23 protein-coding genes and 6 tRNA genes are annotated in these 25497 nt (G+C 61.4%); 17 read left to right on the forward strand and 12 right to left on the reverse strand.

Annotated elements, in window-relative coordinates:
* Positions 1-12: 12 nt before the first annotated feature.
* The 5 genes from CJ178_RS03585 (at position 13) to CJ178_RS03610 (ending at position 6448) form a co-directional block, all read left to right on the forward strand.
* Positions 13-1578: an ABC transporter substrate-binding protein gene (locus CJ178_RS03585; RefSeq protein ID WP_095886130.1), complete on the forward strand. Its 1566-nt coding sequence runs from the start codon at positions 13-15 to the stop codon at positions 1576-1578.
* A gap of 6 nt (positions 1579-1584) precedes the next feature.
* Positions 1585-2544 carry an ABC transporter permease gene (locus CJ178_RS03590; protein ID WP_095886131.1) on the forward strand — a complete coding sequence of 320 codons (960 nt, stop codon included), beginning with the start codon at positions 1585-1587 and terminating at the stop codon, positions 2542-2544.
* Entirely contained in the window at positions 2541-3401 is an 861-nt protein-coding gene (locus tag CJ178_RS03595) for an ABC transporter permease (RefSeq protein ID WP_095886132.1), read from the forward strand. The genes CJ178_RS03590 and CJ178_RS03595 overlap by 4 nt, the downstream gene beginning before the upstream one ends.
* 30 nt (positions 3402-3431) lie before the next feature.
* Positions 3432-5069 (forward strand): ABC transporter ATP-binding protein, encoded by a 1638-nt coding sequence (locus CJ178_RS03600; protein WP_095886133.1) that lies wholly within the window; start codon positions 3432-3434, stop codon positions 5067-5069.
* Between the two features lie 653 nt (positions 5070-5722).
* Entirely contained in the window at positions 5723-6448 is a 726-nt protein-coding gene (locus CJ178_RS03610; protein WP_143547491.1) for a hypothetical protein, read from the forward strand.
* Positions 6449-6674: 226 nt separating this feature from the next.
* Here CJ178_RS03610 and CJ178_RS03615 read toward each other — a convergent pair whose 3' ends face one another.
* Positions 6675-7166: a DUF6301 family protein gene (locus CJ178_RS03615; protein ID WP_095886136.1), complete on the reverse strand. Its 492-nt coding sequence runs from the start codon at positions 7164-7166 to the stop codon at positions 6675-6677.
* Positions 7167-7432: 266 nt separating this feature from the next.
* On the opposite strand from CJ178_RS03615, the gene CJ178_RS03620 reads away from it, so the two are divergent.
* Positions 7433-8074 carry a recombinase family protein gene (locus CJ178_RS03620; protein ID WP_257012990.1) on the forward strand — a complete coding sequence of 214 codons (642 nt, stop codon included), beginning with the start codon at positions 7433-7435 and terminating at the stop codon, positions 8072-8074.
* 118 nt (positions 8075-8192) lie between these two features.
* Here CJ178_RS03620 and msrB read toward each other — a convergent pair whose 3' ends face one another.
* The 4 genes from msrB to CJ178_RS03640 form a co-directional block, all read right to left on the reverse strand.
* Positions 8193-8612, reverse strand: a complete 420-nt coding sequence (msrB, locus tag CJ178_RS03625) for a peptide-methionine (R)-S-oxide reductase MsrB (RefSeq protein ID WP_033234722.1) — start codon at positions 8610-8612, stop codon at positions 8193-8195.
* A 9-nt stretch (positions 8613-8621) separates the two neighbouring features.
* Complete coding sequence (locus CJ178_RS03630) at positions 8622-9905, reverse strand: glycosyltransferase family 87 protein (protein ID WP_033234721.1); 1284 nt, start codon at positions 9903-9905, stop codon at positions 8622-8624.
* 61 nt (positions 9906-9966) lie between these two features.
* Entirely contained in the window at positions 9967-11523 is a 1557-nt protein-coding gene (locus CJ178_RS03635) for an alpha/beta fold hydrolase (RefSeq protein ID WP_095886137.1), read from the reverse strand.
* Positions 11524-11542: 19 nt separating this feature from the next.
* Positions 11543-12301 carry a pyrimidine reductase family protein gene (locus tag CJ178_RS03640; RefSeq protein WP_092808382.1) on the reverse strand — a complete coding sequence of 253 codons (759 nt, stop codon included), beginning with the start codon at positions 12299-12301 and terminating at the stop codon, positions 11543-11545.
* 34 nt (positions 12302-12335) lie between these two features.
* Here CJ178_RS03640 and zapE point away from each other — a divergent pair, with 34 nt between their 5' ends.
* A complete protein-coding gene (gene zapE / locus CJ178_RS03645) occupies positions 12336-13352 on the forward strand; it encodes a cell division protein ZapE (protein WP_033234718.1) in 1017 nt (338 codons plus the stop codon).
* Here the strand turns inward: zapE and CJ178_RS03650 are convergent.
* Both CJ178_RS03650 and CJ178_RS03655 read right to left on the reverse strand, forming a co-directional pair.
* Positions 13349-13882, reverse strand: a complete 534-nt coding sequence (locus tag CJ178_RS03650) for a GNAT family N-acetyltransferase (RefSeq protein ID WP_092808381.1) — start codon at positions 13880-13882, stop codon at positions 13349-13351. The genes zapE and CJ178_RS03650 overlap by 4 nt on opposite strands.
* Positions 13883-13948: 66 nt before the next feature.
* On the reverse strand, positions 13949-15145 hold the full coding sequence (locus tag CJ178_RS03655) for an MFS transporter (protein WP_095886138.1): 1197 nt from the start codon (positions 15143-15145) through the stop codon (positions 13949-13951).
* Between the two features lie 118 nt (positions 15146-15263).
* On the opposite strand from CJ178_RS03655, the gene CJ178_RS03660 reads away from it, so the two are divergent.
* The gene (locus CJ178_RS03660) at positions 15264-16649 is read left to right on the forward strand and encodes a GH1 family beta-glucosidase (RefSeq protein ID WP_095886139.1); all 1386 of its coding nucleotides are present in this window, start codon (positions 15264-15266) and stop codon (positions 16647-16649) included.
* A gap of 161 nt (positions 16650-16810) precedes the next feature.
* Complete coding sequence (locus CJ178_RS03665) at positions 16811-17293, forward strand: alpha-isopropylmalate synthase regulatory domain-containing protein (RefSeq protein ID WP_092808378.1); 483 nt, start codon at positions 16811-16813, stop codon at positions 17291-17293.
* A 141-nt stretch (positions 17294-17434) separates the two neighbouring features.
* Here the strand turns inward: CJ178_RS03665 and CJ178_RS03670 are convergent.
* The 5 genes from CJ178_RS03670 to CJ178_RS03690 all read right to left on the reverse strand — a co-directional run bounded on the left by CJ178_RS03670 (position 17435) and on the right by CJ178_RS03690 (position 17939).
* Positions 17435-17509, reverse strand: a tRNA-Val gene (locus tag CJ178_RS03670).
* 17 nt (positions 17510-17526) lie between these two features.
* Positions 17527-17602, reverse strand: a tRNA-Gly gene (locus CJ178_RS03675).
* A gap of 92 nt (positions 17603-17694) precedes the next feature.
* Positions 17695-17769 (reverse strand) — tRNA-Val (locus CJ178_RS03680).
* Between the two features lies 1 nt (position 17770).
* Positions 17771-17841 (reverse strand) — tRNA-Cys (locus CJ178_RS03685).
* A 25-nt stretch (positions 17842-17866) separates the two neighbouring features.
* Positions 17867-17939 (reverse strand) — tRNA-Gly (locus CJ178_RS03690).
* Positions 17940-18224: 285 nt separating this feature from the next.
* On the opposite strand from CJ178_RS03690, the gene CJ178_RS03695 reads away from it, so the two are divergent.
* The 8 genes from CJ178_RS03695 (at position 18225) to CJ178_RS03730 (ending at position 25414) form a co-directional block, all read left to right on the forward strand.
* A tRNA-Val gene (locus CJ178_RS03695) sits at positions 18225-18296 on the forward strand.
* A gap of 214 nt (positions 18297-18510) precedes the next feature.
* Positions 18511-18912: a TIGR02611 family protein gene (locus CJ178_RS03700; protein ID WP_165826376.1), complete on the forward strand. Its 402-nt coding sequence runs from the start codon at positions 18511-18513 to the stop codon at positions 18910-18912.
* A 131-nt stretch (positions 18913-19043) separates the two neighbouring features.
* A complete protein-coding gene (gene thrS, locus CJ178_RS03705) occupies positions 19044-21101 on the forward strand; it encodes a threonine--tRNA ligase (protein WP_033234712.1) in 2058 nt (685 codons plus the stop codon).
* On the forward strand, positions 21098-21652 hold the full coding sequence (locus CJ178_RS03710) for an HIT family protein (RefSeq protein ID WP_095886140.1): 555 nt from the start codon (positions 21098-21100) through the stop codon (positions 21650-21652). The genes thrS and CJ178_RS03710 overlap by 4 nt, the downstream gene beginning before the upstream one ends.
* A gap of 60 nt (positions 21653-21712) precedes the next feature.
* Entirely contained in the window at positions 21713-22372 is a 660-nt protein-coding gene (gene pgsA / locus CJ178_RS03715) for a phosphatidylinositol phosphate synthase (RefSeq protein ID WP_033234710.1), read from the forward strand.
* Positions 22369-23271: a phosphatidylinositol mannoside acyltransferase gene (locus CJ178_RS03720; RefSeq protein ID WP_033234709.1), complete on the forward strand. Its 903-nt coding sequence runs from the start codon at positions 22369-22371 to the stop codon at positions 23269-23271. The genes pgsA and CJ178_RS03720 overlap by 4 nt, the downstream gene beginning before the upstream one ends.
* On the forward strand, positions 23268-24395 hold the full coding sequence (locus CJ178_RS03725) for a glycosyltransferase family 4 protein (protein ID WP_045067477.1): 1128 nt from the start codon (positions 23268-23270) through the stop codon (positions 24393-24395). Before CJ178_RS03720 ends, CJ178_RS03725 begins: the two co-directional genes overlap by 4 nt.
* Complete coding sequence (locus CJ178_RS03730) at positions 24392-25414, forward strand: NUDIX hydrolase (RefSeq protein WP_033234707.1); 1023 nt, start codon at positions 24392-24394, stop codon at positions 25412-25414. Before CJ178_RS03725 ends, CJ178_RS03730 begins: the two co-directional genes overlap by 4 nt.
* Positions 25415-25497 lie beyond the last annotated feature (83 nt).

Genomic DNA, 25497 nt, shown 5'->3' on the forward strand with positions numbered 1-25497 from the left:
AAAGGTTTCTCCGTGAACAGCCGCTCCGTCCTCAGACGTCCCTCCCTGCGGGGGATAGTCGCCGTTGCTCTCTTCGGTGCACTCACCGTGACGGGATGTAGCTCGGCAGTGGATCAGGCGGCCGCCGGCACGGAGGTCGTAGATGGCGGTGTGCTGCGGATCGGCGACAGCGGGGATCTGACCCCGGCGTCGTTCTTTTCAGGCGTACCGGTAAATGCTGCGCTCTCCGGGCTTGTCTACGACACGCTGATTACCTACCCGGCAGGAAGCCTCGACCCCCAGCCCGCGCTTGCCGAATCGTGGCAGGTGTCTGATGACGGGTTGACGATCACGCTTACGCTGCGGCCCGATGTCACGTTCCACGACGGACGCCCGATGACGTCCGACGATGTGCAGTTCAGCCTCGAAACCTATGCGGACCCAGCGCGTTCCGGACAGCTCGCGCGAACTGCGCAGCTGATCACCAACTACGCCAGGCCTGATGATCACACGATTGTGCTTACTCTCGCGCATCCGGCGGGTAACTTCTTCGATCTGCTCGACGTCGTGCCCGTCATCGACCGCAACACCATGGCCGACTTCGATTCGGGGAAGGGCTACAACGGAACCGGAGCTTTCACCTTCGCAAACTGGCAACCCGGAAGCGGAATGACCTTCGAGGCCAATGAGCAGTACTGGGGTGGTGCGCCCAACCTCGACGGCGTCGAGTACGTCATTGTTCCCGACGCGCAGACACGGGTGTCGCAACTTCGGTCAGGACAGCTGGATTTGCTGCTCAACGCAGCTCCGCGTGACGCCGATATGCTCGCCGCCGACTCCAATTTCGAGGTCATGGACCAGACCGGCGTGCTGCGCACGTGGTACATCGGCGCGAACGTGCAGGCTCCGGGCCTGGGTGATGTTCGCGTCCGCCAGGCAATCGCGAATGCCGTGGATCGCGAACGCCTACTCGAAGACGTCTATCAAGGGCATGGCAATTCCGACAACCTGCCGTGGCCGGAATACTCGCCGGCGTTCGATGCGAGCCTCAACTCCACGTACAACCATGACATCGACAAGGCGAAGGCCCTGGTCGCCGAGGTCGGCGCCATCCCGGTCATTCCGATCAGCTACACCGCGGGATCGAGTGAGTCGGAATCCATCGCGCAAATCATTCAAGCGGACCTTGCCGCAGTCGGTATCACGACGGTTATCGAACCGATCGATGCTGCGACATCGGTCAAGAACCTGATCGGTGGCACGTACGGCGGACTCTGGATCACCTCGCACGTATTTGCGCAGTACACACCCTCAACCTTGCCAACCAGTGCCTACCCGTTCAACGCCTACAAGAACACGTCCAATTTCATCGATGCGGATTACCAGGCTGCCACCGAAGCGGTGTGGCGGATCACGGATCCGAAAAGCCCGGAAGCGTCTGCGGCATACCAGGTTCTGAACCACGAACTGCTCGACAACGCCGTCGTGATCGGACTGCTCAACGCAGACAACACCCTCGCAATGTCCGCCGCGGTCCACGATGTGGACTGGTCGAAGAGGGCGGAACTCGACCTGAGCAATGCCTATCTGAGTGAGTGATCGGTCATGCTCTCGTATGCACTTCGGCGCCTGCCCTCGGCCCTGCTGGTTCTGGCAGTGGGTTCGGTGCTGATCTTCACCCTTTTGCGGCTGGTACCTGGTGACCCGGCCAGTGTGTTGGCCGGTGCAGATGCCACTCCGGAAGCTCTGGAAGCCCTGCGTGAGGAGTTGGGGCTGAACGGTTCTCCACTCGGTCAGTACTTTTCGTGGCTTGGCGGAATTCTCACCTTCGATCTCGGTCGGTCGTTGATTCTCGGCGGTGAGATCTCCACGCTGATGCTCGACGCACTTGGCAATACCTTGCTCCTCTCGGTCACCGCCCTGGCGATTGCGATTGCTGTAGCGCTCACCTCGAGCACGGTGTCGGTCATCATGGATCGGCGGTGGCTCAACAGCATTGTGACCACATTCGGCACGGTCGCCGTCGCGATCCCGAACTTCGTGACGGGCGCGCTCCTGGTGGTGTTGTTCGGTGTGGTCTGGGCGGTATTGCCGGCCGGCGGGATTCCCCGCAAAGGGTTCCTGGACGACCCGGGCATCACGGTGCAGTATCTGATTCTTCCCGCGGTATGTCTCGGGCTTCCGATTGCGGCTGCGCTGACCCGGTTTCTCGCCGAGTCGCTTCGCAGTCAACTTGCGGAGCCGTACGTCACAACGGCACGTGCCCTTGGTATTTCGCGTCGACGGATCATTCTGACTCAGGTGCTGCCCAACGCTCTGCCGTCGACCGTGACGGTATTGGGGATGCAAATCGGTCATCTACTCGGTGGAGCCGTACTCGTCGAGGCCATCTTTGCCTGGCCAGGCCTCGGAAACCTCATCGAACGCGCGATCTCGAGCCGGGATTACCCGGTGGTTCAAGTGATGCTGCTGTTCTCCGTGGTTCTTTTTGTCATCGTTCAGCTCGCCACGGATCTCGTCAACGCGTGGCTCGACCCTCGAATTCGATTGGGGAGTCAGTCATGACCATGCCGCTCGAGAAGTCCACCGACGGAACCGGCGCAGATCGCGACGATCGCTGGGCAGCACTGCGAAGCGGTCGCGGACTGATCGGCGCCGCGTTGGTCGGGGCTGTAGTCCTTGCCGGACTGCTAGCCCCTTGGCTCGCTCCGTTCGCGCCGGACGAACAGATACGTGGAGCGACTCTGCTCGGCCCGAGCAGTGATCATTGGTTCGGTACGGATTCGGTTGGCCGCGACGTATTTTCGCGGACTCTGTACGGCATACGGATCGATTTGCTGGTGATCTTCGTTGCTGTCCCGTTGGGAGCTCTGATCGGCTCCTTTCTCGGTCTGGCAGCATCGCGCGCCGTCTGGCTCGATACCGCGCTGCAACGCTCGTTCGACCTGATTCTCGCGTTTCCGACCATCGTTCTTGCTATCGCATTGACGATGGTTATCGGCCCGGGAATCATGACGATCTCGGTTGTCATCGTGCTCGCCGAAATCCCGGTGTTCGGCAGGCTCATGCGCACGTCAGTGCTGACGGTGCGCGAGCTGCCGTACGTCGAATCCGCTCGAACCCTGGGTGCGAGCGAAGGCTGGATCCTGCGACGCCACGTACTGCCCAACTGCCTCGAACCCCTCACCGTTCAACTTGCGTTGGCGATGTCGGTCGGCGTGTTCATCGAAGGCGCGATGAGCTTCCTCGGACTCGGAGTTATCCCGCCGATGCCGTCACTCGGTTCACTCATCAAGGAGGGAACCCAGAATGCCTATCACTCGCCGTATTTTGTCTTCGGTCCTCTTCTGGTCGTTGTTGTTCTGGTCCTCGGACTGCTCCTGATTTCGCAAGCGCTGGCAGCCCGGTCCCGGCGCCGGTAACTACTCTTCTCCCGAACAAGGACACCTCTCGTGCGCACTGCTCTCCTCTCCGTCCGCGACCTGCATATTGCCTTCGGGCAGCAGCCGCCCGTCGTCAACGATGTCACTCTCGAGGTGTGTCGGGGCGAAGTCGTGGCTCTCGTGGGGGAGTCCGGTTCGGGTAAGTCGATGACAGCCCGCGCGATCCTCGGCCTACTCCCTGATGGAGCCGCGGCGGGCGGTTCGATCGGTGTTGACGGCACATCCGTACTCGACGCGACCGAGGACGAATTGAATCGGCTGCGTGGCTCGACGGTTGCGCTGATCTTCCAGGAACCGCAGAGCGCGCTCAATCCAGTCCGTCGTGTCGGATGGCAGATCCGAGAGGCGATTCGCGCCCATCGAACGGTCTCTTCCCGTGATGCTCGCGTCCGCGCAATCGAACTTCTCGAGCAGGTGGAGATTCCAGATCCGCAGCGCCGCGTCGATTACTTTCCGCACCAACTCTCGGGTGGCCAGAAGCAGCGCGTTGCGATCGCGCTGGCCCTGGCCAACGACCCCGATCTACTGATCGCCGATGAACCGACCACCGCGCTCGACGTCACCGTGCAAGCCGAGATCCTGGCGCTGCTCGACCGGATCCGTCAGCGGACCGGAATGGGAATCCTGCTCATCACCCACAACATGGGAGTTGTTGCGCAGCATGCTGATCGGGTGATCGTCCTCCGAGATGGCGAAGTTGCCGAGACTGGTGACACGCACACACTGTTTGCCGCGCCGGCCCACCCGTACACCCGTCGACTGCTGGCCGCAGTGCCGCGCCTTCCCGAGGGTGTCGCAGCGGCTGCGATCACTCCGGAGTCGACCGAGGGTACTGTGCTCGAATTCGACAGCGCCACAGTGCAGTTCCCGGCCAGGCGCGGTAGTCCCGCCTTTCTGGCAGTCGATGGCGTGAGCCTGACGGTCAGCAGGGGAGAGGTCCTCGGTCTTGTCGGTGAGTCGGGTTCCGGGAAGACCACGCTCGGCCGCGTTGCTGCCGGTCTGGTGCCGTTGGCGGCGGGACGTGTTCTGTTCGGTGGCCACGATCTTGCTGAAACGCCGTCCCGTCAGCTGCAGGAACTGCGCCGTGATCTGGCATTTGTTCACCAGGACCCCGCCGCGTCTCTCGACCCGAGACTGACCATCGCAGCAACCATCCGTGAGCCGTTCGACGTCCACAAGATCGGTACGGCGGGGGAAAGGCGCGCTCGCGTACTCGAGATGCTCGACGCCGTTCGGTTGCCCAGTACATTGGCCGACCGTTTTCCACATCAGCTCTCCGGTGGGCAGAGGCAGCGCGTTGCACTCGCCCGCGCACTGGCGCTGACGCCCAAGCTGGTGATTGCGGACGAGCCGACCAGCGCGCTCGACGTCTCGGTGCAGGCCGAGGTGCTGGAGCTGTTCACCGAGGTGCAGCGTGATCTCGGGTTTGCTTGCCTGTTCATCAGCCACGACCTCGCCGTTGTCCACCAGGTCGCGGACCGGGTTGCAGTGCTGCGATCCGGCTCCGTTGTCGAGATCGGCAGCGTCGACGCGGTCTTCACCGCACCGCGTGATGCCTACACGAGGGCCTTGATCGACGCCGTTCCGGTGCCTGACCCCGCGCACGCCCGCGATCGCTCGACTGACTTGGCCTCGCTCGCTGTGTAATCGGCGTCCCATGTCAGTTTCAGAAGGCGACTGCATTTTTCAGAAGACGACTGCACTCTCGGCGAAGGCATCATCACTCCAGCCGTTCTCTGTCTGTCGATCGTTCTGACGCAGTGCAGCAGAACATCCGAGGACTCAGTCAGTGGTTCAGCACCGATTCTGCGATTCGATGTGCAGCCTCATCCGCAGTCTTGAGCCGCTCGAACCGGTGGAGATAGTTGTGGCCCGCGCCCTGTGCCTGCAACGTCGGTGGCCACGACTCGGTGCGGTGGGCCAGCGGATAGCCCCACAGCCCGGCCTGCACCGCCACTTCAGCTCGCGACCGCAGTGGCGACCTGGAATCGATCCCTTCAAGTGGTACGACGAGGGCTATCGAATCGTTCACAAGATGCGGCTGCAATTCCCGGATGTACACGTCAAGCCGAAATTATCGTCACCGACCGCGCACAAATCTCGAGTGAGCCAGGAAAAGGACTCCGGCACCGAATTTCAGTGGGCATGGAGGGATGAATTATGTGACTAGGCCTCGCGTATCGGACGCCAGGTAACCTCCCTGAGGTGGCTACAGATCCGGCAAGGTCGTGGTGGGAGCGCTACAACGACGGGATTGGTGAATCGATGTGGTGGGAGCTCTCGCCTGAAAGGAGTTAGTTGTGGCTGCTCGAAAAAGAGACCGTGTTACCAATATGGTTAAGGGAGAATTGACCGATGCAATGGTGCGCGCGGGATATATGCCGTATGAACCCTTAGTGGAGAGTAATGACGGTGCCTTTTGGTTCAAGAGTGATGCTGTTGGCATTCCGAATACCATCGCTGCCGTGCAAGCACTTATCGGCTATTCGAGGGACGGTGCCACAAGGTGCACGGGAACTGCATTCCTGATATCTCCGAGGGTAGGTGACGCACTACAGTCAATTCCATCAGACGCACTGCTGAAAGGCGATAGGCCGGACAGCCCCTTCCATGAGCGCGTTGACTATCGGGTTTTCAACGAACTGCCGGGTCTGGAGTTGGTGGGGAAGGCACCGTGGGTGATTACTGAAGCGGACGTCCCGATTGCCGTGCAGTGGTTTGAGAATCGCGTATCCGGTGCGGTTGTGAAATGGTTCGACGATCGCAACTCGATTGAGAAGTTGATCCGGGTGGCGGAGGAGCCGATCCCGGGAACCTCGCTCGACCGGATCAACCCCCGCGTTCTACGGGCGACAATTACTTTGTGCATCGTCAATGGTTACTTCACTGATGCAGCAGGATTGATGACGGCGCACCTTGAACGCGATCACGTGCAGCCGAATGTTGATTCATTCGATCGTGTTGCCGCGTTTGATAGAGCTCTAGCGGATAGATTTCCAGAATATCGGCGTGCTCGAGGCCGCTGACCTTGCCATATCCCAGACGGCGGGATATCCGCTGTGGGTGTCCTCTGGATCGGTGGCCATGAGCTGAATCACTTCTCGGTGTGGCAAGTCCGTCGGGCACTATGAGTTCTCTGGGGAGAATTCGAACAGGATTGGAGGCTCTTCCGGATCCGGAGTGCATGAGGCCGGGGCCGCGCGGTGACTAGTACTGTTTCCGCACCGGATGCGATCTCGCCGACCTCGATCGCTAGTCCTCGTACTCGTCCTCGTACTCCGGTTCGGGCTCATCCGCCCATGCCTGATATCCCGGACTCTTCAGATGCAGGTGGATCGCACTGACACCCCGGTTCGGTGTGATGACCGCTTTCGGCAGATCCCACCGGATAGTTGCCTCAGGTTCGGCGCTCGTGGCTGTCCCCAGGAGTGCAGTAAGTGCCACATCGAGGTTCGTGAATCCTTCGACCAGCAACGGACGCACCACTGTCATGGGCGTAGCGTCATCTGCCAGATCCGTGACTAAGATCGAGATCGAATCCATTCTGTGTTGCCGCCCGAACATGTTCGCCGTCGGCCGGCTGACATGAAAGTTCGTCCGAATCGAGCCGCCAGCATGCCTGAGTTCGACGAGCTCCCATCCAGCTTGTGCGCAGAAGGGTTCCAGGTCGTCGACGGCCCAGGTCCAGTCGAATTCTGCAGCGAGGCGGGCGATCTGGGTGGCGCCTTCGATGTCGACGTGCATGTGTGGATGCTACTTCCTTCTCGACGCAGCCAGTTCCGCCGCAGAGGGAACCTACGATTCATTGATCGAAGCGCTCGCGGCTAGCTGAGCCGAAGGGTCGGTGCCAGCAGACCGTCGACCGCCAACTCGCCCGGCGGGGCCTCACCGTGCCAAATAATTCGGGGAAAAACGTGCCAAATAATTTCGAGAGTCACACGCAAAACCCGTCCGAAAACCCACTGTCTCTCAATACTTACTGTCGTTGAGTTCTGCAACACTGTGCCCTTGTGAGCACACTTTTGGGGTGCGCGAGGGTATCGACGGCAGATCAAAACCCAACTCTGCAGACGGACGCTCTGACGGCCGCGGGCTACTACAAGATCTGGACCGACGTCGCATCCGGCTCGAAAGACGACCGCCCGCAACTGGCCGCAGTCATCGAACACCTTCGACCGGGCGACACGCTGGCCGTGTGGCGCCTGGACAGGCTCGGCCGAAGCCTTCCTCACTTGCTGCAAACGGTTGCCCACCTCGAAGCTATCGGCGTCGGGTTTACCTCCCTCCCCGAAGAAATCAACACCACCAACTCCGGCGGCCGGTTGATCTTCACAATTTTTGGAGCTCTCGCCGAATTTGAGCGAAATCTTCTGAGGGAGGGAACATTTGCTGGCTTGGAAGCGGCGAAAAGGCAAGGACGAACCGGTGGCCGACCACCTGTGCTTCATGAGAAACAGAAGGGCAATCGCCCGCAAGATGAAAGGTGCCGGCGTTTCCATGACCGCAATAGCCGACACGCTCGGAGTCGCCTGATCAACCCTGTACCGCAACGTCAGTTAGACGGTTGGTGCACAGCACTTCTGAACACGGAATGTCAGAAGACGACTGCACGCGACACCAAAATCGCAGGTCACCGTGCAGTCGTCTTCTGAAACTGACACCCCAGTTTCAGCTTGGGGCCGGAACGCACACAAGTCTCCCTCGGATGGCTGATCCAGCCACGCAGGGGAGACTTGTGTGCACTTGTACCTGTCTCAGGGACCCCGAGGACTACTTCGCGGGATTCAGTACCAGTGAGATTGAGTTGATGCAGTACCGCTGATCCGTCGGAGTGGGGTAGCCCTCACCCTCGAAGACATGGCCGAGGTGGCTGTGGCACTTCTTGCAGATAACTTCGACGCGTCGCATTCCCAGGCTCACGTCTTCCTTCAGGATGACGGCGTCGGAGTTGGCCGGATCGAAGAACGACGGCCACCCGCAATGCGATTCGAACTTCTCGGTGCTGCGGAAAAGTTCGGCGCCGCACGCCCGGCAGGAGTACACACCTTCGGTGGTGGTGTCGGTGTATTCGCCCACGCCGGGCCGTTCGGTACCGGCCTGACGCAGGACCGCGTACTCGGCCGGGGTCAGTTTTTCGCGCCACTGCTCGTCGGTGAAGGTGACTTCGGGGGCGTTATCTGTAGAACTCATGCCTACACGCTAATCCTTTACTGCAGGTTCGGCTTTGCTTGCAGGTGGGACGGCATCCACAGGAGGATCGAGGAGGTAGGCGGGATCGATTCCGCGGTCCAGGCGTCCCTCGCGTCGGGCAACCAGATACCGGTAACCGAGGACGCAGAAGATCACGATCAGCAGCAGGCTCCACCCGAGAGTGCTCTTCATGTACTCCGCTGCCCGGCCGAAGGCGGGCCAACGGAAGGACCACCAGTCGTCGAATGTCATGCACCCGTACACGGCAAGCCAGGCCGGCCAGTTCCGCATGACGGAGTTCTTGAGAATCACCGACATCAGGAGCGGGAACAGCATCATCGAGTAGTACATCTGCCCGAGCGACGGCAGGAGGAACGACGCGGTCATGATCACGCCCGTTGTGGTGGTGAGGAAGAACAGATCGTCATTGCGGTAGTACCGGTAGAGCAGCCACAGCGAGATCAGGACCATGGCGGCGAAGACCGCGCGCAGGGTGAGGACCAACCAATCGGGCAGGCCGAAGTAGGCGCCGTTACCGACTATCGAGCTGTTGAAGTAGTCGCGTGATTCCAGCAGGTACGGAACCGTGCGTTCGACAAATGCCATCGGATCCGCCGAGAGAGGCACCGCGACGACGGTGAGGATGAACGGGATGCCGAGTGCTGTGACAAAAACCTTCCACTGACCACGAACCAAGGGGAGCAGCAGCAGCGGCGCAAGAGTAGGTTTGACGGCCAGAGTGATGCCGATCGATGCGCCTGCCCATAGATCTTTACGGCGCATCAGGAGCAGCAGGAACGCCATCTCGCTGAGCAGCACGATGCCGTTGATGTTGGTGAACACCAGAGTGTTGGTGACGGTCTCCGACGAGAACGCGGCCAGTACGAGAATTGGCGCGGCGATGGAGCTGATTGTCAGATCGAACAGCCGTAGCAGCAGATAGAGCGCGACCAGGATCGCAATCGCGTTGGCGCCGATGAACAGCCAGCGCGAGCGCTCGGGATCGAGGATGGCCAGTGGTGCCATCAGCAAGGATCCCGATGGGGGATACAAGTAGTGCGGATCTACCGTGTTGAAGTCCGCGGTGTAGACCTCGCGGCCGTTCCAGAATGCCAGCGCGGCGTTGTAGACCGGCCGGAAATCATCGGTGATCGACCCGTTGACGGCTTTGACGACAACGCGATTGATCACGGTCATCACGGCGATCGGCCACAAAACGTAGTTGACGACTTGTTGGGTTGTCCGCCCGGTGCGAGGCTCGATTTGTCTAAGGAACACTTCGGAACGGTACACCGAGACGCAAACAGATCTGGGGATGCACCCTGCAATGGTGGGTGACGGCCGTCATATTCGGCTAGGCCGGGCACACATTGCCGTTGGCCGGCAGACTCTGATTGTCCAGGTAGGACACCGCGGCCTGTTGCACGCAGGCAGATTGCATCGCGGGGTGTCCGGAGCCTTGCCAATCGAGGCTGGCGAACCGGGCGCCGGCGTTGGTGACAACTCCGGTGACGGTGGCCAGCCCGGTGTTGCCGACGGCGGGGTCGGCTTGACCGCTGAGGACCAGAACAGTCGGTTTCAACGCGGTGGGCAAGGGCGTCGGAGCGGTTGTCGGCCAACTTGCGCAGGCCGACAATCCGAGTGCGGCTTCGTTCCCGAACACGGGGTAGGACTTACCCCACGTTTGTTGCAGTTCGCGGATGCGCCCCACTCCCGGCCACTGAACGCCGTCGGTGCAGCGTCCGACAAACTGACCGTCACTGGCGAGGGTTTTCTCTGCGGCTGCGGCACGTTCGCGCATGGGTACGGGGTTTCCGGTTCCGAGCGCACTGAGAGCGTCGGCCAGAGACGTTGTGTCCAGTTGACGATTCTGGCTCGCGATGGCAAGACTTGCCGAGATTGCGCGGGTGATGGACGCCGCGGACAAGGGCCGGAACTCACCGGCTCGCGCGCGTTCGGTCAAGGCAACGACGGCCGCGCGGGGGTCGGGTCCGAGTGAGCAGGACAGCGCCGCGCAGCGAGTGGCAAACGCCGTCAACGCTGCTTCCTGGCCTTGGACTCGGCTTTCCTCCTCGGTGGTGGCATCGGTGGCGATCGGTGCGGGCGAGTCGAGGATCAATCGTGCAATGTTGTCGGGATATGTTGCGGCGTAACTCAATGCGATATCCGAACCGGAGCCTGCAGCCCACAGCGCGATGGTGTCGACGCCCCACCTCGTGCGCAGTGCGTTGATGTCGTCGGCCGCGGCGTCGGCTCCGAATTCGAGTTCCTGCGGATCGAGATAGTCGGTGCAGGAGATTGTGGCGTCGTGCCCGAGGGTGGCGACGGCGTCGGCTGCGTCTCCGCTGAAACTCGGCTCGAATTGGCCGAGATCGGCGAGTCCGCGCCGAGTATCGGGTTCCATGCATTCGATGGGCGTCGAGCGGTCGATACCGCGGCGGTCGAGAGCCACAACCGGGTGGGCTGCGAGGACGGCCGTCAGTCCGGTGGCAGAGAGCATGGCCAAGGTGCTTCCCGACGACCGATCGGTTCCGGAGGTGAAGACAATCGGGTAGGCGTCAGCAGGAGTAGCCGACGTTCGGGCCCGGGTCGCCGCAGCCGTGAATGTTCCGTCGATGCGGCCGCTGGTGTCGATGGGAGCGCTGAATTCGGCGCATTCGACGATGACGCCCGTGCTGGCGGCCGCCAACGCGGCGTCGGCAAGAGATGTCCCGCTACAGTCGCGCCACGGGAGATCGCTGGTCGGGACGGCCGGAGCGGGAACCGGGGGAGGTGTCGCCTGTGACGTATCGGAACTCCCGGGGGTGCCACCGGTGTGACCTTCGACGGCGACGTCCGGGCGAATGGAGGGCCCTGCGCCACAGGCACAACAGGTCGCCAGGACAACTGCAATCAAAGCCGCTCTGCGCATGCCGACCAGAGTGCCAGGTTCAGTGCCGAGGACGTTGACGAACCCACCGCGACAGCACCGTGCCGTCGGAGTCCGTGAGGATATGTGCAGGCATCATCGGGGTGGGAAGGGACTGCGCGGAGAGGGAAATCCGCCCCGCGTTGCCGCCGACCAGTTGCGGAGACGTCGTCACGCATAGTTCGTCGACGGCGTTGTCCGTGATCAGTTGGCCGAACAGGGACGGTCCGCCTTCGCACAGAATTCGCGGCAAATTCAGAGTGGATGCTGTGTTCTCGACGTCGACACTGCGCACCGCCGCGCCGACACTTCGGTGAACGTCGGCACCGGCATCGCTCAACCTCGATACGGCAGCGGCGTCTGCGTCGGAGCCGACCAGCAGAATCGGTGGGACCTCGGCGTCGCAGAACAGCCGGCTTTCGGGGTCGATCGACGCGCGTGACGAGACAACCAAGATCGGGGGCACAGGGGCGAGCCCCGACGCGACCCGGCGTGCCCGAGCGTCGTCGTTCATCACGGCGCCGCCGTAGTTCTCCGCGCGCGCGGTTCCGGCTCCGACGACAACCACGTCGCAGAGTTCGCGCAGCGTGTCGAACACCGTCTTGTCCGCCGGGGTGCCCAGACCGCCGCTGAGCCCACTGACGGAGACGGCACCGTCAATGCTGGACACGAAGTTCACCCGAACCCACGGATGCTGCAAGTTTTCCGGATATGAATAGAGCTCTCGGAGCCGCTGCGGCTGATCGGGTGTGAAGTAGGTCGCAAAATCCAGATGGTGCATATGAGAGATCACACCACGTAGATACCCTTGATGGATGCCTCAACGTCTTGTCGATCGCAGTCCGGTGGTACCCGCCGATCAATTGGTCGCTCAAATGGTTCCACCCGCAATGTTCGACGACGTGAGCTTCGCGTCCTACATCCCGGATCCCAACGAGCCGAGTCAGGCAGCTGCCGTTGCCAAGACCGAGGAATTCTCCAAGCGTGTAGCCAAGATTCGGGCCGGCGGTCGTCGCGGATTGTTCGGCAAGAAGACTCAGGCCACGGGCGCCGGTCTGTACCTCGACGGCGGCTTCGGTGTCGGTAAGACGCACCTTCTCGCGTCGATCTTCCACAGCGTTCCGTCGCCCAAGGCTTTCGGCACGTTCGTCGAACTGACGCACGTGGTCGGCGCACTCGGCTTCAACAAGGCCGTCGAGGCATTTTCCGAGCACAGCGTTCTGTGCATCGACGAATTCGAGCTCGATGATCCGGGCGACACCATGCTGGTCTCTCGCCTGCTGTCCGAGCTGTCGACGCGCGGTGTGTCCATCGTCGCGACGTCCAACACACTCCCGGGTCAGCTCGGTGAGGGCCGCTTTGCTGCGCAGGACTTCATGCGCGAGATCAAGAAGCTCGGCTCGATCTTCGAGACCATTCGCGTCGACGGTCCTGACTACCGTCACCGCGATCTGCCGCCCGCTCCCGAGCCGATTTCCTCCGAAGAGTTGGTTGCGCGCGCAGAGTCCGTCGACGGCGCAACGCTCGACAACTTCGACGAGCTGTGCAAGCACCTCAGCACGCTGCACCCGTCGCGATACAACAAGCTGGTCGAGGGTGTTCGCGCTGTCTACATCGACGGCGTCCACCCCGCGACAGACCAGTCGGTTGCGCTTCGGTTCGTGGTTCTTGCCGACCGCCTGTACGACGCGAGCATTCCGGTGACGGTGTCCGGCGCTCGCCTGGACGAGATTTTCACCCCGGAGATGCTGGCCGGCGGTTACAAGAAGAAGTACCTGCGTGCCATGTCGCGTCTGCTCGCGTTGTCTCGTTTCGAGGTCGCCGCGACCTAGTTCACCGGTCGCTCCATCACAAAATCGTGATGGAGCTGGGTGCCCACGACAAAGGTCTTGGTCCCTACCCGTGTGAAGCCATGCTTTGCGTAGAACTTTTGCGCTCGCGCATTTTCCTGGTTCACTCCGAGCCAGATTCCCGCACTGCCACTTTCGTGGGCGTGAGCGACCACCGCGGCCATCAATGATGCTGCGGCGCCGCTTCCGTGATTTCCGGGAAGCACGTACAGCTTGCTCAATTCCGTCGTCGGGCGCAGTGTGAGTGCTGCCCGCACGTCGGGATCGGACGGTTCGGCGTCGATGAGCATCGCGTAGCCGACTATGGCGTCGCTCGAGATCACTTTGAGAACCGTCCGTGTCGGGTCGGTCAGGTATTCGGAGAACTTGTCGACCGAGAGCACGTTGTCGATGAAGGCATTGATGTCGTCGTCGGATGCATCGGGCGGGCAGGCGAGTGGAAAGGTCACCGCGGCCACGTCGGCGATTGCTTCGGAATCCCAGATTCCGGCCCGGTCAACGGTGATGCTCACGTCACTTCGTCCTTCCTTGCACGCGCAATGGTCGCTCAAGTACACCACTTGCCGTGTCAGTGACGGCTATCCGGCTTTCTCAGCCGCCAGGCTCTCGGCGCGTTTCGGGGCAAACGCTGGTGCAAGCGCAATCAGAATCACGCAGAACGCCAGTGGTATGAGGAACCCGATCCGCAGGTCGCTGAATGCGGCGACAGCTCCGACGATTCCGCCGCCGACAACGGTGCCTACATAGTTGAAGAGGTTGATGCGAGCGATGACGGTATCCACCTGATCGGGTGGCGCCATCCGACCGGCAGCGCTGAAGCAGATCGGGGCGATCACCGGAAGGCCAAGACCGACGATCAGGAACCCGGCGATCGCAATCGCAGGAGATTGCGCCGTCACGACAATCGTCATGCCGATCACGCCGATCACTGATCCCATACGGACGACGGCAGTTTCACCGAACTTGCCCACCCAGTAGTCGCCGGTCAATCGCGCAACCAAAGCTGCGATTTGGTAGGCAGCCATCGACAGAGCGGCAGTGCTCGCGTCGGCAAGCAGGACGTCTTCGAGGTACAGGGTCGACCAGTTGCCGATGCTGAAATCGACTGCGTAGAACAGTGCCATCGCGATGCCGAGCAGGACAAACGCTCGCATCGGGACCGTGAGCGTGACGGAGCCACCGGTATTCGTATCCGCGATGGTTGTTGCGCTTCGATCGAGCAATGACGGTCCGAATACCAGAAGCAGCAGGGCCACAATCACTCCCGCGACCACCTGGGTAACCCGCACCGAGATGTCGAGTCCTGCGGTTGCCGAGATGTAGAGCGCGCCGGCGATGGCCCCGACGCTCCAGGCTGCGTGGAACGAGCTGAGAATGAAGCGTCCCTTGGCGTGTTGGATTGAGACGGCCTGCATGTTTGCTGCCGCATCAACGATGCCGAGGCCGATTCCGTAGACAGCGAGGCAGACAAAAAAGAGTGCAGAGTTGGGGGCCAGTCCGGTGGCGCCGCCGAAGACCGCGATGACGGCCAGTCCTGTGCGGAGCGTGGTCTTGCTCGATGTTCGAACTGCGAGTCGCTCGGCGAGAACGCTGCCGAGGCCGGCGATCACTGACACCGACACAACCGCAACGACCAGCAACGACTCGCTGAGCGCAAACAAGTCCCGGTACGCGGGCAGTTGCGTCAGAATCGACGCGAGAAGAAAACCCTGGAGTCCGAAAGCCACGGAGGTGGCGATCCGAGCCTTCGTCAGGCTGCGGGTGTGATCCGTCATCGAATGTGGCCTTGTCTGTGGTTGGGCACTGCCCGCCGAACGCTACTTGATACTTGGTACTGGTCGAGTGTCCAACAAAGTCGCGTGTCGCGCAGCATTCTTTGATTAACTGACGGCTATGAGTGCACATCCAACAGCAATGTTTCCCCCCGAGTTTGTGTGGGGAACCGCGACGGCTGCGTATCAAATCGAAGGCGCAGTGACCGAAGACGGTCGGGGGCCGTCGATTTGGGACGATTTCTGCACTCAACCCGGTGCTGTGGTGCGCGGCGAGACCGGCGTCGTTGCTGCTGATCACTACCACCGCTGGGAATCCGACGTCGCTCTCATGGCGCAGCTGGGACTTGACGCGTATCGCCTGTCGCTGTCGTGGTCGCGAATCCTCCCTACCGGATCAGGCGAGGTGAACCAGAGGGGGCTCGATTTTTACGACCGAGTGATCGACAGGCTCTGCGAGTCCGGAATTACGCCCGCCGTCACGCTCTTTCACTGGGATCTGCCGTCAGCTCTGCAAGAGCAAGGGGGCTGGATGAATCGCGACACGGCGTTTCGGTTGGGGGAGTACGCGCAGATTGTGGGCGAACGGTTTGCCGATCGTGTCGGCCTGTGGATGCCACTCAACGAGCCTGTTGTCCACACTCTGTACGGCCACGCCCTAGGAGTTCATGCCCCGGGACTTGCCTTGGGATTCGCCGCCTTCCAGGCCGCACATCACCAGCTCCTCGGGCATGGTCTGGCAGTCGACGCGCTGCGGTCGGCGGGCTGCTCGGGGATTGGCATCGCGTCCAATCACGCTCCGGTGCGCGCCGCAACAGATTCGGCGGAAGACGTGATGGCCGCAGACATCTACGACCACGTTGTCAACTGGATGTTCGCCGATCCGATACTGCTCGGAAAATATCCGGCCGACGAATTTGCGCAGATCCTCACCGGACCGGTCGACGAGGATCTGACGATCATCAATGCGCCCCTCGACTGGTACGGCATCAACTATTACGAGCCGACGATGATCGCTGCCCCTGTCGAGGGACAGGGCACCGACGGCGTTCTCGAGATCGATCTACCGCCGGGACTTCCCTTTGCTCCGGTGGCGATAACCGGTTATCCCACAACCGATTTCGGATGGCCGATCGTTCCCGAAGGGCTTGGCGAGATCCTGCGAACATTCCAGTCGCGGTTCGGTGAGTCCCTGCCGCCGATCTACATCACCGAGAGCGGCTGTTCGTTTCACGACACCTTGAACAGTTCGGGCGAGGTCAGTGACACTGCTCGAATCGACTACCACGACGCACATCTACGGGCCCTGCGATCGGCCATGGACGACGGTGTCGACGTGCGCGGCTATTTTGTGTGGTCGCTGCTGGACAACTTCGAGTGGGCAGCCGGCTACCAGGAACGATTCGGCCTGGTCCACGTCGATTTCGACACCCAGAAACGCACCCCGAAGGCTTCGTTCGAGTGGTATCGCAGCTTGATTGCGGCTCAGAAGGCAGCGCGGGTTTAGCGTCCAGGTTTGCGTTCTGGCGCCTGGCCGCCTAGCCTCACTCACATGAAGCGCATTCTCGTAGTACACCGCCGTAGCGGGGTCTGAATCGGACCGACCCCCCGCTGCGGGTCGTCGTGCTACCAGTTGGTCCTCCACTTCATTCCAGGAAGACCACGACAATGACTTACAACTTCGCCTTCGCTTCTGATTCTTCTTATTCCTTTGCCGGCGATCCTTTTGCTGCGCGTCATGGAAAATCCCTGCCTGCCGGCCTGCGTGCCGAATGCGCTGAGATGTCGTGGAACGAATTCGAATCCACCTACGCGGCAATGAGTGGCCCGATCCGTCTCGGTGCATGGTCGAGCGAGAAGATCGCCCCCGGTCGTTGGACGTACGAAGCAACTCTCGGTCTGGGGGAGCGCATCGCGACGGCCTCCGCCACCGCAACCGGAGCAATTTCTGCAATGACGTCGATGCTGCACGACGCAGGAATCGCGCTGGAGATCCTGTCATTTCACCAGCACCAGATCGGCCACCGCACAGCCACCTTCATTTTCACGGAGTGCAATGGTCGTCGGAATTGGGCTATGGGCATCGGTGAGTCGGCAACAGAGTCATCACTTCGCGCGATGACGTCAGCAGCAAACCGTTTCTCGAACTGAAGCGTCGCCTTTACTGCTCGCTCACGCTGATACGGGAACCCTTGTCGGGATTCTGTATCAGCGCGAGTGGTGCAGCAAGTCTTAGTGCACAACGCAGAAAGCCGGAATCCCGTAAGGATTCCGGCTTTCTGCGTATTTCCGTGGTGCGCGATACTGGGATTGAACCAGTGACCTCTTCCGTGTCAGGGAAGCGCTCTCCCGCTGAGCTAATCGCGCGGGTCTGGAGATGAAAATGGAGCGGACGACGGGATTCGAACCCGCGACCCCAACCTTGGCAAGGTTGTGCGCTACCAGCTGCGCCACGTCCGCATGTGCATTGAACTCCGTTGCCGGCGCTCAGTGCGTGTCTAACCTATCAGACCCGCAAGCGGGTCTTGACCATCAGGCCCGAGGGCCTGACGTGGTGCGCGATACTGGGATTGAACCAGTGACCTCTTCCGTGTCAGGGAAGCGCTCTCCCGCTGAGCTAATCGCGCGAGGTGGAGACGGGAATCGAACCCGTGTGCACGGCTTTGCAGGCCGTTGCCTCACCACTCGGCCACTCCACCGTAAAAGGTTGAGTTACACCTCTCGAGCGGACGACGGGATTCGAACCCGCGACCCCAACCTTGGCAAGGTTGTGCGCTACCAGCTGCGCCACGTCCGCATCGCACCGTGTTGCTTGGGGAGTTGGTTGCTCTCCTCGGTGCGTTGAAAACATTAGCCGACGGTGTCGGATTCATACAAATCACCAGCTCAGTAGGCGTTTCGGTAGTGGAATCGCTCAAAATTGCGATGTTATGGGCCGGTCGAGTGCGTTCGTGAAGTTCTTAAATGGGTGAAATTGGGCGTTCGGGGAGGAGAATGAATGCCAACCTGGTGATTCGTGTTCGGCGGGCGAGCGTGTTAATGTTCCAACTCGTTCGAGCGCATGCGTTCGAATAGTTCGTAAGGTCCCGTGGCTCAGTGGGAGAGCGTCCGCTTCACACGCGGAAGGTCGCTGGTTCGATCCCAGCCGGGACCACAAGTACAGACTGAAGGCGTTCCCGAGAGATCGGGGACGCCTTCAGTCGTTTCTGCGCCCGACGTGCCAATCCGGGCGCACTCGAGATTTCGGTAACCTGGGTCGCAAAGACGTGCTCTTCTATGGAAACAGGTGAGGGAAGTTGACTACCAAAAAGGTCGACCCTCCCGTCGACGATTCCGACCTGACGCTCTTTCGCGAAGCCGAGTCTCGTATCCACGAAGCTGAGTCCCGCTGGTCGAGGTGGCGCGCGCACATTGCCGCCCGCCCGAGCTTGAATCTCGCGTATCGAATCGCGGTTGGTTTTGTCGGTCTCGTCGTATTGGCGGCCGGTGTACTGGCCATCCCTTATCCCGGACCTGGCTGGCTTATCGTCTTTGCCGGCCTCGGAATCCTGGCGTCGGAGTTTGCCTGGGCGCATCGACTGCTGCATTTTGCCAAGGCACGGTACGACCGTTTCATGACGTGGTTCGGCAAGCAGTCCCTGTTCGTCAAGGGAATCGGCGTTCTGTTCACCACAGTGGTCGTCGTTGCAACATTGTGGCTTCTAGGCACCTTCGGCCTGATCGGGACTTGGGTTGGCCTCGACTACTCCTGGCTCGAGTCGCCACTCTGAGGTGAAAGTGGCTTGTTAACTTCAGTCGGTTGACTCGTCGGGTCGGCAGGGTAGATAACATGATCGTGCACGTGCTCGCTGTGGGTGCGATGCACGTCTTACTTGCCGCAATACATTAGGAGCACATCGCCGTGACCAGTCCCGCGCCAGAGCACTCAGCCGCCCCACTTCGGGTGCCCGCGGGGACGACCGCCGGGACTGCAGTGCGTGAGGCCGGATATCCCTCGAAGGGACCGGACGTCATTGTCGTCGTTCGTGACAGCGAGGGAACGCTCAAGGATCTGTCGTGGACCCCGGAGGTCGACGTCGAGGTTGAGCCTGTAGCCGCGTCCACCGAGGACGGCCGAAGCGTGATCCGCCACTCGGCCGCGCACGTCTTGGCGCAGGCAGTGCAGAAGGAATTCCCCGACGCGAAGCTGGGTATCGGCCCGCCGATCACCGACGGCTTCTACTACGACTTTGCTGTCGATCGGCCGTTCACCCCGGAGGATCTGGCCAAGCTAGAAAAGCGGATGAAGCAGATCATCAAGGGATCGCAGCGATTCTCCCGCCGCGTGGTCGATTCCATCGAAGACGCTCGCGTCGAATTGGCAGACGAGCCCTTCAAGCTCGAGCTCATCAATGACAAGTCGGGCATCGACGATCCGGAGATCATGGAGGTCGGTGGCAACGAACTGACCATCTACGACAACCTTGATCCGCGGACCGGCGACACCATCTGGTCCGACCTGTGCCGTGGTCCCCACATCCCGACCACCAAGCACATCCCGGCCTTCAAGTTGACCCGAAGCTCCGCTGCCTACTGGCGAGGCAACCAGGACAATGCCGACCTGCAGCGCGTCTACGGCACCGCATGGGAATCCACCGAGGCTCAGGATGAGTACTTGGAGCTCTTGGCCGAGGCCGAGCGTCGCGATCACCGCAAGCTCGGTAGTGAACTCGACCTCTTCAGCTTCCCGGACGAGTTGGGCTCCGGTCTGCCGGTCTTCCATCCCAAGGGCGGAATCATCCGCACCGAGATGGAGAACTACTCGCGCAGCCGCCACATCGAGGCCGGCTACGAGTTCGTCAACACCCCGCACATCACCAAGGGGCATCTGTACGAGGTTTCGGGTCACCTCGACTGGTACCGCGACGGCATGTTCCCCGCGATGCACATCGACGCGGAACTGAACGAGGACGGCACCGTGCGCAAGCCGGGCCAGGATTACTACCTCAAGCCGATGAACTGCCCGATGCACAACCTGATCTTCCGTGCACGTGGTCGCTCGTACCGCGAATTGCCGTTGCGGCTCTTCGAATTCGGCTCCGTGTACCGCTACGAGAAGTCCGGCGTCGTCCACGGTCTGACACGCGTGCGCGGCATGACTCAGGATGATGCGCATATCTACTGCACCCGCGAGCAGATGCGCGACGAGCTCACCACCACGCTGCAGTTCGTGCTGAATTTGCTCAAGGATTACGGTCTCGACGATTTCTATCTGGAGCTCTCCACCAAGAACCCGGACAAGTTCGTCGGTAACGACGACGTCTGGGAAGAGGCGACCGCAACACTCGCCGAGGTCGGCGAAGCATCCGGTCTGACTTTGGTGCCGGACCCGGGTGGAGCCGCGTTCTACGGCCCCAAGATTTCCGTTCAGGTCAAGGACGCGCTGGGCCGCACGTGGCAGATGTCGACCATTCAGCTCGACTTCAACCTGCCTGAGCGCTTCGACCTCGAATACACCGGCAGTGACGGCGTCAAGACCCGGCCGGTCATGATCCACCGTGCGCTCTTCGGTTCGATCGAACGATTCTTCGGTGTACTGACCGAGCATTACGCGGGCGCGTTCCCGGCGTGGCTCGCGCCGGTGCAGGTTGTCGGCATCCCGGTCGCCGAGGCGTTTGTCGATCATCTCTTCGACGTCACCAAGAAGCTCAAGGCGGCCGGCGTTCGAGCCGAGGTCGATTTCAGCGACGACCGGATGCAGAAGAAGATCCGCAACCACACCACGCAGAAGGTTCCGTTCATGTTGCTCGCCGGTGAGCGCGACGTCGAGGCAGGCGCCGTCAGCTTCCGCTTCCGTGATGGAACTCAGATCAACGGCATTCCCACCGACGACGCGGTTCGGATCATCACGGAGTGGATCGCTCGACGCGAAAATGCCTCTCCGACTGCGGAACTGGTTCAGCCAAGCGTGGCGCCATGAGTATGCCCGGTAGCGACGGTCCAGGTTCGTTGATCGATCAGGGTGTCGGTGATCCAGACCATCTTCAGCGGATCTGGTCGCCCCACCGCATGTCGTACATCACGGAGGCGCCCAACACGCCCGGCACGACCGGTGAACCGTTCATCGACATTCCCAAGATGTCGGACGAAGAAGGGTTGATCGTCGCCCGCGGTGAGCATGTGTACGCGGTCCTGAACCTGTACCCGTACAACCCCGGCCATCTGATGGTGGTGCCGTACCGCAAGGTCGCGGCACTCGAGGACCTGACGCCTGACGAAAGCGCCGAGTTGATGGCGTTCACGCAACGCGCGCTGCGGGTCATCAAGAGTGTGTCCAACCCGCACGGTTTCAACGTGGGTCTCAACCTCGGCGCTGCCGCGGGTGGATCGCTGTCCGAGCACCTTCACCAGCACGTGGTTCCACGTTGGGGTGGCGACGCCAACTTCATCACTGTCTTGGGTGGTGTGAAGGTGATGCCGCAGTTGTTGCGCGAGACCAGGGGATTACTCGCTCGTGCTTGGCAAGAGTGAGCGAACCGAGTTGATTCGACGGGTCCCGCTTCGGGACTCACGAGGTGGAGGTTTCCAGAGGTGTTGAGCTTCTTCGGACGCGCATCGGTGTCCAAGGTGACGGCACCGATGGGCCAAGCTCTGATCAAGACCGGATTGACGCCCGATGCGGTCACGATCATCGGCACGGTCGCGAGCATCGCCGGCGCCGTGACACTGTTCCCGTCCGGTCATCTGTTCTGGGGAACCATCTTCATCTGGTTCTTTGTCATGTTCGACATGCTGGACGGTGCGATGGCTCGCGCCCGTGGCGGCGGAACCCGCTATGGCGCGGTTCTCGACGCCACGTGTGACCGTGTTGCCGACGGTGCGATTTTTGCGGGCCTGGCCTGGTGGGCCGTCTACCACGAGAACAACAAGTGGCTCCTGGTGGCAACACTGATCTGCTTGGTTACCAGCCAGGTCATTTCTTACGCGAAGGCCAGAGCCGAGGCGAGCGGTCTGACGGCTGATGGCGGTTGGATCGAGCGTCCGGATCGTCTGGTCATCGTCTTGGTCGGTTCCGGCCTCACCGGCCTCGGATTGCCGTGGGCGATCCACATCGCCATGTGGGTTCTTGCCGCGGGCAGTATCGTGACTGTTTTCCAGCGTGTGCTTGCGGTGCGGAATTCGCCTGGTGCACGGGAGCTTCTACCGATCGCACCGGCTGCATCCGACACCGAAGGTGAGTCCGACAAGTGAGTGTTGCCGAGCGCGCTACCGATTTGGGTTACGCCGCCGGGTGGAGACTGGTTCGCAGTCTGCCGGAGTCCGTCGCGGTCAAGCTTTTTGACGCCGGCGCGGATTTTGCAGTGCGCAAAGGTGGTCCAGAACAACTGCGCAAGAACCTGGCCAGAGTTCTCGGAACGACGCCGGCTGAGGTTCCGGATCAGCTGATCAAGGAGTCGATGCGCTCGTACGCGAGGTATTGGCGTGAGGCGTTCCGATTGCCGTCGATGGATTTGGCGGTGACGGGCAAGGCACTGAGCGATCTGGTCGAGGGTCAGGAGTACCTCGAGAAGGCAATGGCAGACGGCAAGGGCGCTGTGTTGGCCTTGCCGCACAGCGGCAATTGGGACATGGCCGGCGTGTGGTGTGTTCAGCAGTGGGGTGGCTTGACCTCGGTTGCGGAGCGGCTGAAGCCGGAATCGCTGTACGAGCGTTTTGTGGAGTATCGCGAGAGCCTCGGCTTCGAGATCTTCCCGCTGAGCGGCGGGGAGCATCCACCGTTCGTCGAACTGTCGAAAGATCTGCACGAGAACAAAATTGTGTGCCTGCTAGGGGAGCGCGACCTAGCGAAAAAGGGCGTGCCGGTGACGTTCTTCGGCGAACCCACTCGCATGCCCGCCGGCCCCGCAAAGCTTGCCATCGACACCGGAGCGGCCTTGTTACCGGTGCACTGCTGGTTCACCGACGACGGTTGGGGATTCAAGATCGATCCGCCGATCGACGTGTCCGAAGGCGTCGGCCCGGCCACTCAGGCGCTAGCCGACCAGTTTGCGATCAACATCGCAGCGCACCCGGCGGATTGGCACATGCTTCAACCACTCTGGCGTTCCGACCTTTCCGAATCGCGGCTCGCCCGCATGGAGGGTGAATGAAAATCGGCATGATCTGCCCGTATTCGTTCGACGTACCCGGTGGGGTGCAAGCGCATGTGGTGGATCTGGCCGAGGTGTTGATCGAGCGCGGGCACAAGGTCAGTGTGTTGGCGCCGTCGTCGGATGACGACGAACTGCCCGAGTTCGTCGTCTCGGCAGGCAAAGCCGTCGCGATTCCGTACAACGGTTCCGTCGCGCGGTTGTCCTTCGGGCCTACCGCGAATGCGCGTTTGCGTAAGTTCATCGCCGAAGGTGACTTCGACGTTCTGCACATTCACGAGCCGAACGCGCCCAGTCTGTCGATGCTTGCGTTGCGCATTGCGGAGGGGCCGATTGTCGCGACGTTCCATACGTCGACCACGAAGTCGTTGGTACTGAGCACTTTCCAAGGCGTATTAGCTCCCTACCTCGAAAAGATCAGTGGCCGCATCGCTGTCTCGGAGTTGGCCCGTCGGTGGCAGGTCGAGTCCCTGGGATCCGACGCCGTCGAGATCCCGAACGGCGTCGACGTTGCTGCGTTTGCGGGGGCGGAACTTCTACCCGGCTATCCGCGCGAAGGTGGAACCATTTTGTTCCTCGGTCGCTACGACGAACCGCGCAAGGGGATGGCGGTGCTGTTGGGTGCATTGCCCGCGCTGGTCGAGCGTCATCCGAACCTCGAGGTCATTGTCGTCGGGCGCGGCGACGAGGACAAGCTCCGTAAGGAAGCCGGTCGGTACTCCCGCCACTTGCGTCTGCTCGGTCAGGTCAGTGACGAGGAGAAAGCGTCGGCGTTGCGTAGTGCCGACGTGTACTGCGCACCCAACCTCGGTGGGGAGAGCTTCGGGATCGTGCTGGTGGAGGCGATGGCAGCGGGGACCGCAGTCGTGGCCAGTGAACTCGACGCCTTCCGCCGGGTGCTTCGCGACGGACAGGCCGGATTGTTGGTTCCGATCGGGGATTCCGACGCACTTGCCGTGGCTATCGATTCGGTTCTCGGTGATCCTGACCGTCGTAGAGCTTTGGTCAATACTGCGACCGCGGTGGTTGCCGAATACGACTGGCCTGTTGTGGCCGAACAGATCCTGCGGGTCTACGAGACCGTGACCGTGGGCGGCGCCGGCGTGCATGTGGTGGGATCGTGACTTTTTCTGCACTGACAATTTTTGTCCTCGGGCTCATCGCTGCGGTTGTTCTGGTCATCGGGCTCTGGGCGTACGCAACGGCAAACCGGTTGGACCGCTTGCACGTCCGGTCGGATCAATCGTGGCTGGCGCTCGATGCGGCGTTGTCGCGCCGGGCTGCTGTGGTTCGCGCTGCGGCGGTCGACATGAGTGCCGAGGACGCTCGACGGTTCGTGAAGCTGGCGGATGCTGCCGAACGTGCCGATCGGCAGGACCGTGAGCTGGCGGAGAACCGACTCTCCAATGCGCTTGCCGCATATGGAACGACGTCGCTGCGGCCGCAGTTGGTTGCGGAGCTGGCTGACGCGGAGGCTCGGGTACTGATCGCTCGGCGCTTCCACAACGACGCTGTCCGTGACACCCTCGCGTTGCGAACCCGCAGGTTGGTCCGTTGGCTTCACCTTGGTGGAACCGCGCCGCTGCCACAGTATTTCGAGATCACCGAACGGACCACCGCGGCCGCAGTTCCCGAGGGCATTACCGTGGATACGGCTCGGACGTCCGCACGAGTGGTGCTGCTCGATCGACAAAACCGCGTGCTGCTTCTACGCGGACATGATCCGAAGATCCCGGACCGGCAGTTCTGGTTCACCGTCGGCGGGGGAATCGAGCGTGGCGAACAAATTCGGGCCGCTGCAGTTCGTGAGGTGGCCGAGGAAACAGGGTTGACGATCGCGCCGGAAGACCTCCGTGGACCGCTGTGGCGCCGCGTCGCGATCTTCCCGTTCGACGGCGAATTGATCCGCTCGGAGGAATTGTTCTTCACCACTCGTACCTCTGGCTTCACTCCGGTGTTCAAGGGCCACACCGAATTGGAACAACGTGCGATTTCCGGCTACCGGTGGTGCAGCGCTGACGTCATTCGTGAACTGACAAAGGCTGGGGAGCCGGTGTATCCGCTCGATTTGGCAAACCTGCTGGCAGAAGCTGCGACCGTCGCTGATGGCACCGAAGATCCGGAAGTACGCTCGATCCGCTGATCGCATTTAAGGCCAGCAATGGCAAATTGGCTACGGAATCAAAGGCCGGTTCGTTCTACAGTTCTGGGGTTCGATCATCACGC

The sequence above is a fragment of the Rhodococcus sp. ACPA4 genome (assembly GCF_002300185.1).
GTDB classification, from domain to species: Bacteria; Actinomycetota; Actinomycetes; order Mycobacteriales; family Mycobacteriaceae; genus Rhodococcus_F; species Rhodococcus_F globerula.

Bases quoted from the DNA above. Each gene is read 5' to 3' on its own strand.
- CJ178_RS03590 (WP_095886131.1), top strand. From the start codon at position 1,585: ATGCTCTCGTATGCACTTCGGCGCCTGCCCTCGGCCCTGCTGGTTCTG.
- CJ178_RS03595 (WP_095886132.1), top strand. From the start codon at position 2,541: ATGACCATGCCGCTCGAGAAGTCCACCGACGGAACCGGCGCAGATCGC.
- CJ178_RS03615 (WP_095886136.1), bottom strand. From the start codon at position 7,166: ATGCACGTCGACATCGAAGGCGCCACCCAGATCGCCCGCCTCGCTGCA.
- msrB (WP_033234722.1), bottom strand. From the start codon at position 8,612: ATGAGTTCTACAGATAACGCCCCCGAAGTCACCTTCACCGACGAGCAG.
- CJ178_RS03635 (WP_095886137.1), bottom strand. From the start codon at position 11,523: ATGCGCAGAGCGGCTTTGATTGCAGTTGTCCTGGCGACCTGTTGTGCC.
- CJ178_RS03640 (WP_092808382.1), bottom strand. From the start codon at position 12,301: ATGCACCATCTGGATTTTGCGACCTACTTCACACCCGATCAGCCGCAG.
- zapE (WP_033234718.1), top strand. From the start codon at position 12,336: ATGCCTCAACGTCTTGTCGATCGCAGTCCGGTGGTACCCGCCGATCAA.
- CJ178_RS03655 (WP_095886138.1), bottom strand. From the start codon at position 15,145: ATGACGGATCACACCCGCAGCCTGACGAAGGCTCGGATCGCCACCTCC.
- CJ178_RS03660 (WP_095886139.1), top strand. From the start codon at position 15,264: ATGAGTGCACATCCAACAGCAATGTTTCCCCCCGAGTTTGTGTGGGGA.
- CJ178_RS03665 (WP_092808378.1), top strand. From the start codon at position 16,811: ATGACTTACAACTTCGCCTTCGCTTCTGATTCTTCTTATTCCTTTGCC.
- CJ178_RS03710 (WP_095886140.1), top strand. From the start codon at position 21,098: ATGAGTATGCCCGGTAGCGACGGTCCAGGTTCGTTGATCGATCAGGGT.
- CJ178_RS03725 (WP_045067477.1), top strand. From the start codon at position 23,268: ATGAAAATCGGCATGATCTGCCCGTATTCGTTCGACGTACCCGGTGGG.